Source organism: Streptomyces sp. NPDC058685 (genome assembly GCF_042714725.1).
Classification (GTDB): domain Bacteria; phylum Actinomycetota; class Actinomycetes; order Streptomycetales; family Streptomycetaceae; genus Streptomyces.
In genome coordinates, this window is the sequence record NZ_JBHXSL010000008.1 from 25,265 (window position 1) to 37,397 (window position 12,133).

Genomic DNA, 12,133 nt, shown 5'->3' on the forward strand with positions numbered 1-12,133 from the left:
TCTGGTTCAGTGGAGTCCAGCGAGGTGGAGCAGCAGGGACTTCACCTCGGTGGCTTCGACGCGGCCGGTGACTGCCTGGGGGGTGGAGCAGATGATGAGCGGGCCTTCGTCGTCGTGTGCGGGCAGCCGGCCGTGGCTGCCACGAATAGGTGACGGGTCGAGGGGGACGACGGCGAGCCGGTAGCGCATGCCGAGCTTCTTGCGCGCGATCGCCGTGGCCGCCTTGACCCTGACGTACGGATCCTGGGGATCCATGAAAAGTTCGACGGGGTCGTAGCCGGGCTTGCGGTGGATCTCGACCAGCTGTGCGAAGTCGGGCGCCCGGTTGTCGTCGAGCCAGTAGTAGTAGGTGAACCAGGCGTCCGGTTCGGCGACCGCGACGAGCTCACCGGCCCGGGGGTGGTCCAGGCCGTGGGCCTTCTTGCCCTCGTCGTCCAGGAGTTGCTCGATGCCGGGGAGTTCCGCCAGTGCCTGGCGGGTGGCCTCCAGATCCTCGGGGCGGCGGACGTAGACGTGGGCGATCTGGTGGTCGGCCACCGCGAAGGCACGGGAGGCCATCGCGTCCAGGTACTCCATGCCGTCCTGGGTGTGGACTTCGAGCAGCCCGGCGCGGCGCAGGGCCCGGTTGATGTCGACGGTGCGGCTGACCCGGGTGATGCCGTACTCCGACAGTGCGACGACCGTGCGGCCCTCCCGGTGGGCGTCGGCCAGGAGCGGGGCGAGGGCCGCGTCCAGGTCGGTGGCCGCCTGGTGGGACCGGGGGTCGTCGGGGCCGAAGCGCTGGAGGTCGTAGTCGAGATGAGGGAGGTAGCACAGGGTCAGATCGGGATGGCGGGTGGCCATGATGTGACGGGTGGCGTCGATGATCCACTGGCTGGACACCAGGTCGGCGCCGGGGCCCCAGAAGTGGAACAACGGGAAGGTGCCGAGCTCACCGGTGAGTTCGTCGTGGAGCTCCGGGGGGCGGGTGTAGCAGTCGGGTTCCTTGCGGCCGTCGGCGTAGTAGACGGGCCGGGGGGTGACGATGAAGTCGGTGTCCGCGCCCATCGCGTACCACCAGCAGATGTTGGCCACCGTGTAGCCGGGGTGCGCGCGCCGGGCGGCGTCCCACAGCTTGTCGCCGCCGACCAGTCCGTTGTGCTGCCGCCACAGCAGCACATCGCCCAGGTCGCGGAAGTACCAGCCGTTGCCGACGATGCCGTGCTCGGCGGGCAGGGTGCCCGTCAGGAACGTCGACTGAGCGGCGCAGGTCACGGCCGGCAGCACGGTGGACAGCGGGGCCTGGGAGCCGGAGCCGGCCAGTGCCCGCAGGTTGGGCATGTGCGCGAGGAGCTGAGGGGTGAGGCCGACGACGTCCAGGACCAGGAGAGGGGTGGGCGCGGTCTGTCCGGCATCGGTCATGGCAGCTCCTTGAGGCCGAGGTCGACCAGGAGGTCGCGGGCGAGGGTGAGTTCGGCGGCGATGCCGTCGGCGAGCTGGGTGCGGTTGCGGGGGCGCAGCTCGGCGGGCAGGGCCTGCCAGGTGTATGTCTCCACTTCCAGGTGACGGGTCAGGGGCGCCGGTCCCCCGACGAGCCGGGACAGCGTGTCCTTCAGGACGGGAAGGGTGGAGGTGAGGGGCGGGGCGGGCGGGGCGTGCAGCGGGACGTGGAAGTGCGATCGCCAGGGTGCGCCGTCGGGCAGTGCCTCGCCGGCGACGGCTTCCGGGAGGTCGTCGGTGCCGCGCAGGCCGGCGCTCGTCCGGGTGCGGGTCTGGTGCAGGAAGCGGGGTTCGGCGAACGCGGCCAACGCGGCGCGCACATCGGGCAGATGAGGCTCCTCGGCATGCAGGGCCGCGGACAGCTGGGCCTTGGGGACGGTGACACCGGCCGCGGTGAGGGCGGCCAGGGCGGTCTCCGGATCTTCGAAGGAGGTGGCGAGGTGGCAGGTGTCGATGCAGACGCCGATCCGGTGGGAGGCGATGCCGCTCAGGGGCGCGATGGCGTCGGCGGTGGTCTCGACGATGCAGCCCGGTTCGGGCTCGACGGCGATACGGACGGACTTGCCCGTGAGGTCCTCGAGGGCGTCGAGCCGTTCGGCGAGGGTGGTGAGCGCCGCGCGGGCGTTCTCGGCGGCAACGTTGTCGAAGGGGGTGCGCCATGCCAGCGGCAGGGTGGAGATGGTGCCCTCGGTGACGTCGTCGGGCAGGAGGCCGGCCAGCAGCCGGGCGAGATCCGTGGTGTGGGAGAGGCGTTCGGGATCCGTCCAGTCCGGCTTGTAGACGCGGTACTTGACCTCTTCGGCGCCGAACCCCTCGTACGGGAAGCCGTTGAGGGTGACCACCTCCAGGCCCCGCCGGTCGAGTTCGCCGCGCAGGCCCCGCAGCGCGGCGGGATCGGTGACGAGGGCGCGGGCCGCGTCCTTGGCCAGCCAGAGGCCGATGCCCAGCCGGTCGCGGCCGAGACGGCGGCGCACCGGTTCGCAGTGGTCGCGGAGCTGGGCGAGGACGCCGTCGAGGGTCTCGGCGGGATGGACGTTGGTGCAGTAGCCGAGGTGGACGGTGGTGCCGTCGGGGTGGCGGAAGCGCATCCGGCTGCCTCCTCATTCCCCGCCGCGGAGGATGGAGTTGCCCTCGTGCAGGGGCTCCGGTTCCGGGGTGTCGAGCTGGAGGCGGCCGCTGAGGCCGTAGAAGGCGACGGGGTTGCGCCACAGCACCTTGTCGACGTCGTCCTCGCCGAACCCCGCGGCGAGCATGGCGTCGCCGGTGCTGCGGGTCTTGAGCGGGTCGCTCTTACCCCAGTCCGCGGCCGAGTTGACCAGGATCTTCTCGGTTCCGTACTCCTTGAGCACGGCGACCATGCGGTCCTCGTCCATCTTGGTGTCGGGGTAGATGGAGAAGCCCATCCAGCAGCCGCTGTCGACGGCGTGCTTCATGGTGGTCTCGTTGAGGTGGTCGAGCAGGACGCGCTCCGTCGGCAGGGCGGATTCGCGGATGACGTCGACGGTGCGGTGCAGTCCCGCGAGCTTGTCGCGGTGCGGGGTGTGGACGAGGGCGGGCAGGCCGTGGTCGGCCGCCAACTGGAGCTGGGCTGCCAGTGCGGTGTCCTCCGCCGGGGTCATGGAGTCGTAGCCGATCTCACCGACGGCGACGACGTTGTCCTTGACGAGATAGCGGGGCAGTTCGTCGAGCACCGGCACACAGCGCGGGTCGTTCGCCTCCTTGGGGTTCAGCGCGATGGTGCAGTGGTGCGCGATGCCGTACTGGGCCGCACGGAACGGCTCCCAGCCCAGCAGGGCGTCGAAGTAGTCGGTGAAGGAGGCGACCGAGGTGCGGGGCTGCCCGAGCCAGAACGACGGCTCGACGAGTGCGCGGACTCCCGCCGCGTACATCGCCTCGTAGTCGTTGGTGGTGCGGGAGGTCATATGGATGTGGGGGTCGAAGATGCGCATCAGATCTCCTCCGTGGGGGACGTCAGGGCGAGGACGCGGTGGAGGTCGGCGGGTACGGGACGGCCGGCCGCGGTGCGCTCGGCGGCGTAGTCGCCGAGCATCCTGGCGAGTTCCGCATCGCCGCGGACGCGCCGTTCGAGTCCGTGAGCGCTGTCCACGGGCACACCGGTGAACAGGCACTTCAGCAGGGCGTGGCGCCAGGCGTGGGGGTCGAGGTGCTCGCAGGCGTAGGGGCCGACGGCGGCGGCGACCAGCCGGGTGTCGTTGGTGCGCAGCGCGTCCTCCACCAGCGGGAGGCCGGCGGAGGGCGGTGGGGCGAGCCGGGGCAGCGCCAGGAGGACGGCTCGGCGTTCGGCGGCGCTGCCCTGCTGGTAGAGGCGGGTCAGGGTGGCGGCGTCGGCGCGTGCCTCGACGAGCAGCAGGGCGCGGACGGTGTCGGCGTTGTCCTGGCCGCACTGACGGCCCGCGGCGGCGAAGCGCATCTCCCATGAGCGCGCCGCGTACACGGTCGTGGCGTCCTCGCCGGCGTCGGCGGCGTGCGCGGCCTCGGCGAGCGACTCGTCGAGCCAGGCGCGGGCGGCTCCGCCTAGCCGGCTGTCCAACTCCTTGCGGGTCATCAGCATGCCGCCGCCCCCTTGGTGCGCAGGAACTCGATGGAGGTGCGGGCGAGTTCGGGGCCCGCGTGGGAGTGGCGGGGCAGTTCGACGACCGTCAGGCCCTGGTAGCCGGTGGCCGCGAGGGCCGCGAGTACGGGCGGGAAGTCGATCTCGCCGTCACCGAACGGGAGGTGCTCGTGGACGCCCCGGCGCATGTCCTCGATCTGGACGTGCCGCAGCCAGGGGGCCGCGTCGCGGATGCAGTCGGCGGGCGGTGCCGCCTCCAGGCACTGGCAGTGGCCGATGTCGAGCGTGAGGCCGAGCGGGGCGGGGCTGTCGAGAAGACCTCGGAGGTGGTGGAAGTCGGCGAGGGTGGCGAGCAGATGACCCGGTTCCGGTTCGATGGCGAGGGGCACTCCGGCGCGTTCCGCGGCGTCCAGCACCGGGGTGAGGGCCTCGGTGAGGCGTTTCCACGCCGTGTCGTCGTCGGTTCCGGCCGGGGTGATGCCGCTGAAGCAGTGGACGGCGTGAGCGCCCAGGTCGGCGGCGACCTGCACCGCGGTGATGAGCAGCGCGGTCCGGGCCGCCCGCTGGTCCGGATCGGCGTCGAGCAGCGACGGTCCGTGCTTGCGCCGCGGGTCGAGCACATACCGGGCGCCCGTCTCGACCGTGACCTCCAGGCCCAGCTCCCCCAGCCGGCCGGCCACCTGGCGGGTGCGGGCGGCCAGATCGGAGGCCAGCGGGTCCAGGTGCATGTGGTCGAGGGTGAGACCGACGCCGTCGTAGCCGAGGTCGGCCAGCAGGGCGAGCGCGTCGGACAGACGCAGGTCCGTCAGCCCGTTCGTGCCGTAGCCGAGACGGATGGAGGGAGCGGGGCTTCGGCTCATGTGGGGCTCACCTTCCGTGCGAGCTTGCGGGCGAGCGGGACGAGTCCCATCAGGGCCAGGGCCGACGCGCCGCCGCCCGCGCGGGCGGCCAGCGCGGCCTGGAGCGGGATCATCGCCCGGATACCGCCGCCCACGGCGCGCTGGGTGAGCGGCGGGGACGGGTTCAGGGCGGCGTGCAGGAAGGGCTTCGCCGCGGTGCGGACGTATGCGCCCGCGAGTGCGGTGACCAGCAGCCGTGCCGGCGGTGTACCCGGGGATGTGCGCTGTTCGCGGATACCGAGCGCCCCGAGGCCCAGGGTGGCGGCGAGCGCGGCGAGGGGTACGAGCGTCGATCCGCCGTGGGCCTCGTGTCGTGACACGGAGGTGACGGCGTAGGTGTGCGCGCCCATCACCACGGCACCGGGCAGGGCGGAGCGGGTCGTCGGGACCGTGGTGGCGCCTGCGCCGCGTACCGCCTTGCCGATCACGGAACTGCCGCGGGCCGGCGCACCGACGACCGACCTGGCACGCGCCATGCCGGTGGCCGCCGTACCCATACCCGACGCGGCGCGCGCAGCCGTACCGGATGTCGCCGCCGTTCGTGTCGCGGCCGCTCCCAGCAGTACGTCCAGGCTCCGTGCCGCCGCCATCGCCGCCGGGCCTCCGCGGGTGTGCTTGACACGCAGGTCGTACGACCAGACCGTCGCCGCGAGCGCGGTGGCCAGGGCGAGTGGCCGACGGCCGGCGGCCGCCGACAGGGCGAGGCCCGCTCCCGTCAGGACCGCTGCCGCCGCCAGTGCGGACCGCGGGGCGATACGGCCCGAGGGGATGGGCCGGTGCGGACGGTCGATCGCGTCCTCGTCGCGGTCCGCCCAGTCGTTGAGGGCCATACCCGCCTCGTACAGGCAGAGCGAGGACCCGAGGGCGAGGGCCGTGCCGCGGTTGGGGGCCACACCGAGGGCCGCCGCACCGGCGAGTGCGTCTCCCGGGACGGTGAACAGGGCCGAGACACGGAGCAGTTCGGCCCAGGCTCCCAGGTCCCTCTTCCTCACGCCGTCTCCCGCAGCCGCGCGGCGAACGTCAGAAGTGCCTCGAACTGCTCGGACAGTCCGGCGGGGCCTCCGTCGGGGTCCTTGAAGTAGAAGCCCAGCTCCGGCAGGGGTCCCTCGACGCCCACCTCGTGGGCCCGGGCGACGAGCCGCGCCAGGTCCAGTACGAGTGGCGCGGCAAGCGCCGAGTCGCAGCCCTGCCAGATCGTCTGGAGGATCATCCGCGAACCGAGGAAGCCGTCGAAGGCGATGTGGTCCCAGGCGGTCTTCCAGTCGCCGAGCGCGGGCACGTCGTCGATGTGCACCTCGCCCTGCGGGGTGTGGCCGAGGGCGTCGGCGAGGACGCGTTCCTTGCCGGCGTTCTTCGCCGCCGCGGCGGCCGGGTCGGCCAGCGCCGCTCCGTCCCCGCCGCCCAGCAGGTTGGTGCCCGACCAGGCCCGTACGGACAGGGCGCGTTGCACGAACATCGGGGCGAGCACGGAACGGAGCAGCGTCTGGCCTGTCTTGCCGTCACGGCCGGCGTGGGGAAGTCCACCGGCGGCGGCGGCGTCCATGAGGGCCTCGGTGCGCAGCCCGGTGGAGGGGGTGAAGTTCACGAAGGGGCAGTCGGCGCGGACGGCCGCGGCCGCGTAGAGGGAGCTGGGCGGCAGCCGCACCGCACCCGGTTCCGGCAGGGGTTCGGTGGAGGAGACGTTGATGACGACGACCCGGGCGAGTGCGTGCCGCTCCCGGAAGTCGCGTATGTCGGCGGCGAAGGCGGCGATGAGTTCCTCGTCGCCGCGGGTGTCGCCGGACTGCGGGCCGCCGGGCCGTATCTCGGCGTCGGCGGCGGTCAGTTCACCGCGTACGGCGGCCGCGAGTCCGTGCGGAAGCACCCCGGCCGCGGTGAGCTCCTCGGCCCGCTTGGGCAGCGGGCAGTGTGCGGTGTCGTGGCCGCCGAAGACCAGCGACGGCAGGGCGGGCAGCCGCGATGCCGCGAAGGGCGGTGTCTCGGTGACCATGCCCGTCGGCGGATGCAGGCCCGCGCTGACCGCGGCGCATCCTGCGACGGCCGTGGTGGCGACGGAGCCGCGGGCTCCGACGAACCAGACTCCGGTGCGTACATTCTCGTTCGTCACGGACTGCCTCCCTGCCTTGCGATGGGGTGGAGGACGGCGGGCGGGGGGTACGGCGCCTCCCCGCCCGCCGCCGTCTGGGGGGCGCCTAGGAGGGCAGCTCCCTGAGTTGGATGTTGCGGAAGGACGCCTGGTCGCCGGCTCCGTGGTTCTGGAGACCGATGTAGCCGTCCTTCAGGCTGCGGGCCGGGTCCGTGTTGGTGTAGTCGTTGATCTTCACGCCGTTCAGGAAGACCTGGAGACGTTCACCCTGGACCTTGATCTCGTAGCTGTTCCACTGCCCCGGCGGCCGCAGGACGCGGTCGCGGGCCTTGATGTCCGCCGACTTGAAGCCGTAGACGGCACCCGTGGTGCGGTCGGCGGCGTCGGTGGCGTCGATCTGCACCTCGTAGCCGTTGTTCACGGCCGACCAGGGGTCGTCGGAGGCCGGGAAGCCAACGAAGACACCGGAGTTGTCGTCGCCGTCGAGCTTCCAGTCGAGCTTGAGGGAGTACGACTTCAGCTCCTTGGCCTGGTACCAGGCCATGCCCATGCCGCCCTCGGTGCGCATCTCACCGTCGACGACGTTGAACTTGCCGGGCCCGGCCTGCTTCCAGCCCTCCAGCGTCTTGCCGTTGAAGATGGAGCGGTAGCCGGTCGAGGGCTTGCAGTCGGCCTTGACCTGGCCGGAGGCGTAGCGCAGTCCGCCCAGCAGATGCTGCTTGAAGGCCGGCTCGGCGTACGACTCCTTGGTGTGGCCGCCGCCGGTGTAGAAGGCACGGCCGCCCTCGTAGGTCTGGCACCAGGCGATCGGGTGATCGCCCTTCATCGTGCCGCCCTGGTAGGTGGTCTCGTCCAGGGTCGCCAGCACCCGGGCCTGGTCCCGCGGGTTGGTGCGGTAGTTGTACCACTCGTCGGTGCGCTCCCATGCCTCGTCGAGGTGCGCGGTCGAGGGGTGGGTGTGGTCCTCGACCCGCACCGTCGCCGGCTGGATCTGCGGGTGCGAGGCGAAGTAGGCGCCGACGAGCCCGCCGTAGAACTTCCAGTCGTACTCGGTGTCGGCGGCCGCGTGGATGCCCATGTACCCGCCGCCGGTGGCGACGTAGTTCTCGAACGCCTTCTGCTGGTCGGCGTTCAGGACGTCACCGGTGGTGGAGAGGAAAGCGACGGCGTCGTAGCGGGCGAGGTTGCTGGTGGTGAACTGCCCGGCCTCCTCCGTCGCGTCGACCGTGATGTTGCTGGACTTGCCGAGTTCCTTCAGGGCCGCGACTCCGGTGGCGATGGAGTCGTGACGGAAGCCGGCGGTCTTGGAGAAGACGAGGACGCGCTTGGCGGTCCGGTCGGGCGCGCTGTTGGAGAGCTCGAAGTCGTCGACGTCGTAGAGCGCTCCGGCACCGCCCTTGAAGACCAGGAAGAGTTCGGTGGTCTTCTTGGGCACGGCCCGCAGGGGCACGTCGATGTCCTGGAAGGTGTCCCAGCTTCCGGTGACCGGCACGGGCGCGGAGCCGAGGATCGGGCCCTTCGCCGAACCGGTGCGCACCTCGAGGAAGCCGCCGGCCCCGCCGGAGGAGATCCGGGCGGTGAGCTTGGTGGAGCCGGTCAGGTTGTACGGCTTGAAGGAGATCCAGTCGTCGTTGTCAATGTCACCGACGGTCTTGCCGCCGTTGGCGCTCGCCTTGTCGTAGACCTTGATGCCGGAGGAGCCGGTGAAGTGCTCGGCCTGCCGGTGGCGCGGCTGGAGCTGCGCCTGGTCGTGCGAGGTGAGCGCGGCCTGGCCGCCGCCTCCGCCGTCGGTGTACTCGGCGTCGAAGACTCCGAAGATGTTGGCGTTGGGGTCGTGTCCGCCGTCGGAGGAGGTCTTGATGGTGCCGGTGCAGCCGTTGGCCGAGGTCACGGGGTGCCCGTGGCTGTCATGGCCGAGGATGTACGTCACCTTGACCTTGGCGCAGTCGATGGCACCGGCGGCGCCGTCTTCGGGATCGGTGACCGTGACCTTGAAGGGGATCTCGTCGCCGAAGCTGAACAGGGTTCCCTCGGCGGGCAGTTCGAGTGTCACCTTCGGTGCGGTGTTGCCGACGACGATGTGCACGCTGGCGGAGCCGGTGCGGCCGGTCGGGTCCTTGGCGGTGACGGTCGCGGTGTAGGTGCCGTTCTTCTTGTACGTGTGGCTGGGGTTGGCGTCGGTGGACGTGCCGCCGTCGCCGAAGTCCCAGGCGTAGGTGAGGGCGTCGCCGTCACCGTCGGTGGTGCCGGCCGAGGAGAAGGCGACCTTCAGGGGCGCCTTGCCGGAGGTCTTGCCGGCCGAGGCCTCGGCGACGGGTGAGCGTCCGCCGGTGGCGTTCTCGATCCGGTAGAGGCCGGAGTTCTCGTCACCGCCGAACCAGGCGGTTCCGTAGTCGAGTACGTACAGGGCACCGTCCGGGCCGAAGGCCATGTCCATGATCTGCGTACCGGTCCACGGCACGGCGTTGATGGACTGGACCGCGCCGTCCTCACCCTGCTCGATCCGCTTGATCCAGCGGCGGCCGAACTCACCGGCGAAGAAGTCGCCGTCGTAGGCCTCCGGGAACTTCACCGGGGAGTCGGACGCGGCGTCGTAGCGGTAGACGGGTCCGCCCATCGGGGACTCGGAGCCACTGCCGAACTCGGGCACCGATCCGCCGTCGTAGGGGATCCAGGCGGCCTGCGCGGGCGGGAGGTCGACCAGGCCGGTGTTGTGCGGCGACTCGTTCTTGGGTGCCGCGCAGTCGAAGGCCGCGCCGGACTCCTTGGTCGCGAAGTCGTAGTCGACGTAGGCGTCGTTGTTGCCGGTGCAGAACGGCCAGCCGTAGTTGCCGGGCTTGGTCACCCGGGCGAACTCGACCTGACCGGCCGGACCGCGCTTGGGGTCGGCCGCGCCCGCGTCGGGCCCGTAGTCGCCGACGTAGACGATGCCCGTCTTCTTGTCGACGCTGAAGCGGAAGGGGTTGCGGAAGCCCATCGCGTAGATCTCGGGCCGGGTCTTGTCGGTCCCGGGCGCGAAGAGGTTGCCCTCGGGGACCGAGTAGGTCGCGTCGTCGTTCACCTTGATGCGCAGGATCTTGCCGCGCAGGTCGTTGGTGTTGCCCGAGGTCCGGCGGGCGTCGTACGCGGGGTTGCGGCCGGGGCGGTCGTCGATGGGGGTGTATCCGTCGGAGGCGAAGGGGTTGGAGTCGTCTCCGGTCGACAGATAGAGGTTGCCCTGTGCGTCGAAGTCGATGTCGCCGCCGACGTGGCAGCAGATGCCGCGCGTCGCCGGGACGTCGAGGATCTTCTTCTCGCTGGCGTTGTCGAGGGTGCCGTCGGCCTTGAGGACGAAGCGGGAGAGCCGGTTGACGCCGTCGAACTTGGCGAAGTCGGCGGGGGTGCCCTCGTTGGGGGCGTCGCCCGCGGGGGTGTCCATCGGGGGTGCGTAATAGAGGTAGATGAAGCGGTTCTCACTGAACTTCGGGTCCAGGCCGATGCCTTGGAGACCCTCTTCGTCGTGCGAGTAGACCGGGATGGTCCCGACCACGCGGGTGTTGCCGGCGCTGTCGGTCATCCGCAGCTCGCCGTTGCGGGACGTGTGCAGCACGCTGCGGTCGGGCAGCACGGCCAGCGACATGGGTTCGCCGGTCTCCTCGCCCCCCTTGGCGAGAGTGACCTGCTGGAACTCCTCGGCGGCCGGCGCCGGCTCGGGATCGGCGGCGGCCGCGATCTGGGGTGCGGTGAAGAGAAGCGAGGTTGCGGCGAGGAGGCTGCCGGTGAGGAGTGCGAGCGATTTTCTTGCTCTGGGCCTTTTCCTGTGCACGAATGTCCTCCGGGATGGGCCGGTCGAACGGGCGGGGCGGTGTTCTGCCCTCAACCGCCGGGCGGGCTGATCGTGGAACCGGAGTGCGCCGTCACGCCGGGGACCACCTATGTCCTGTACACCTCATGGGACGGTAGTCGGGTTCGTCCTGGACGGAAAGCCCTTGCGCAGAAGGGAAGTTCAACTTTTTCCTACCGCAGGACAAAGGCGAACCCGGGCAGGCCGGACAGGCCCGGCGGCGGATCTGCCGCCGGGCGCTGAACTGCCTGAATGCTGCTCGGAGAGCTAGTCGCCGCCCCCGAAGGCCGCGTCGAAGGAAGCGGTGGGCGGGTCGAAATCGAACCGCTTGAGGTCGGCAAGCGCTTCCGGAGCGCCCGCCAGCCGGTCCATGCCGGCGTCCTCCCACTCCACCGAGATCGGCCCGTCGTAGCCGATCGAGCGGAGCATCCGGAACACGTCCTCCCAGGGGACGTCGCCGTGTCCGGCCGAGACGAAGTCCCAGCCGCGGCGCGGGTCGCCCCAGGGCAGATGCGAGCCGAGGCGTCCGTTCCGTCCGTCGAGACGCTTGCGCGCCTCCTTGCAGTCGACGTGGTAGATCCGGTCGCGGAAGTCGTAGAGGAAGCCGACCGGGTCCAGGTCCTGCCAGACGAAGTGGCTCGGGTCGAAGTTCAGTCCGAAGGCGGGCCGGTTGCCGACGGCCTCCAGCGCCCGCTTGGTGGTCCAGTAGTCGTACGCGATCTCGCTCGGGTGCACCTCGTGCGCGAACCGCACCCCCTCGGCGTCGAAGACATCGAGAATCGGGTTCCAGCGCTCGGCGAAATCCTCGTAGCCGCGCTCGATCATCCGTTCCGGCACCGGCGGGAACATCGCCACCAGATGCCAGATCGAGGATCCGGTGAAGCCGATGACTGTCCGCACGCCGAAGGCGGCCGCTGCCCGGGCCGTGTCCTTCAGCTCCGCGGCGGCCCGGCGGCGCACCCCCTCGGGCTCGCCGTCGCCCCAGATGCGGGCGGGCAGGATTCCCTGGTGCCGCTCGTCGATGGGGTTGTCGCAGACGGCCTGGCCGACGAGGTGGTTCGAGATCGCCCAGCACTTCAGTCCGTACTTGTCGAGCAGCGCGTGCCGGCCGTCCAGGTAGGACGGGTCGGCGAGCGCCTTGTCGACCTCGAAGTGGTCTCCCCAGCAGGCCAGTTCGAGCCCGTCGTATCCGAAGTCGCGGGCGAGCCGGCACACCTCCTCGAGGGGCAGATCGGCCCACTGGCCGGTGAAGAGCGTGAACGGACGTGGCATGG

The 12,133-nt window shown here is 71.0% G+C and carries 9 protein-coding genes; all 9 read right to left on the bottom strand.

Features of this window, described 5'->3' with window-relative positions; genetic code table 11:
* Positions 1-6: 6 nt before the first annotated feature.
* Positions 7-1,401: an alkaline phosphatase family protein gene (locus tag ACFWU3_RS09675; RefSeq protein ID WP_384433708.1), complete on the bottom strand. Its 1,395-nt coding sequence runs from the start codon at positions 1,399-1,401 to the stop codon at positions 7-9.
* Complete coding sequence (gene eboE / locus ACFWU3_RS09680) at positions 1,398-2,567, bottom strand: metabolite traffic protein EboE (protein ID WP_384433711.1); 1,170 nt, start codon at positions 2,565-2,567, stop codon at positions 1,398-1,400. Before eboE ends, ACFWU3_RS09675 begins: the two co-directional genes overlap by 4 nt.
* Before the next feature lie 12 nt (positions 2,568-2,579).
* Entirely contained in the window at positions 2,580-3,428 is an 849-nt protein-coding gene (locus tag ACFWU3_RS09685; RefSeq protein ID WP_384433713.1) for a TatD family hydrolase, read from the bottom strand.
* Positions 3,428-4,051, bottom strand: coding sequence for an EboA domain-containing protein (locus ACFWU3_RS09690; RefSeq protein WP_384433716.1), 624 nt, complete (start codon positions 4,049-4,051; stop codon positions 3,428-3,430). Before ACFWU3_RS09690 ends, ACFWU3_RS09685 begins: the two co-directional genes overlap by 1 nt.
* Positions 4,045-4,911 carry a sugar phosphate isomerase/epimerase family protein gene (locus ACFWU3_RS09695; protein WP_384433718.1) on the bottom strand — a complete coding sequence of 289 codons (867 nt, stop codon included), beginning with the start codon at positions 4,909-4,911 and terminating at the stop codon, positions 4,045-4,047. Before ACFWU3_RS09695 ends, ACFWU3_RS09690 begins: the two co-directional genes overlap by 7 nt.
* The gene (locus tag ACFWU3_RS09700) at positions 4,908-5,942 is read right to left on the bottom strand and encodes an SCO3242 family prenyltransferase (protein ID WP_384433722.1); all 1,035 of its coding nucleotides are present in this window, start codon (positions 5,940-5,942) and stop codon (positions 4,908-4,910) included. The genes ACFWU3_RS09695 and ACFWU3_RS09700 overlap by 4 nt, the downstream gene beginning before the upstream one ends.
* Positions 5,939-7,057 carry an inositol-3-phosphate synthase gene (locus ACFWU3_RS09705; RefSeq protein WP_384433725.1) on the bottom strand — a complete coding sequence of 373 codons (1,119 nt, stop codon included), beginning with the start codon at positions 7,055-7,057 and terminating at the stop codon, positions 5,939-5,941. Before ACFWU3_RS09705 ends, ACFWU3_RS09700 begins: the two co-directional genes overlap by 4 nt.
* Positions 7,058-7,142: 85 nt before the next feature.
* Positions 7,143-10,841: a ThuA domain-containing protein gene (locus ACFWU3_RS09710; RefSeq protein ID WP_384433727.1), complete on the bottom strand. Its 3,699-nt coding sequence runs from the start codon at positions 10,839-10,841 to the stop codon at positions 7,143-7,145.
* Positions 10,842-11,126: 285 nt separating this feature from the next.
* On the bottom strand, positions 11,127-12,131 hold the full coding sequence (locus tag ACFWU3_RS09715; protein WP_384433730.1) for a sugar phosphate isomerase/epimerase family protein: 1,005 nt from the start codon (positions 12,129-12,131) through the stop codon (positions 11,127-11,129).
* Positions 12,132-12,133: the final 2 nt, after the last annotated feature.

Bases quoted from the DNA above. Each gene is read 5' to 3' on its own strand.
- ACFWU3_RS09675 (WP_384433708.1), bottom strand. From the start codon at position 1,401: ATGACCGATGCCGGACAGACCGCGCCCACCCCTCTCCTGGTCCTGGAC.
- eboE (WP_384433711.1), bottom strand. From the start codon at position 2,567: ATGCGCTTCCGCCACCCCGACGGCACCACCGTCCACCTCGGCTACTGC.
- ACFWU3_RS09685 (WP_384433713.1), bottom strand. From the start codon at position 3,428: ATGCGCATCTTCGACCCCCACATCCATATGACCTCCCGCACCACCAAC.
- ACFWU3_RS09690 (WP_384433716.1), bottom strand. From the start codon at position 4,051: ATGCTGATGACCCGCAAGGAGTTGGACAGCCGGCTAGGCGGAGCCGCC.
- ACFWU3_RS09695 (WP_384433718.1), bottom strand. From the start codon at position 4,911: ATGAGCCGAAGCCCCGCTCCCTCCATCCGTCTCGGCTACGGCACGAAC.
- ACFWU3_RS09715 (WP_384433730.1), bottom strand. From the start codon at position 12,131: ATGCCACGTCCGTTCACGCTCTTCACCGGCCAGTGGGCCGATCTGCCC.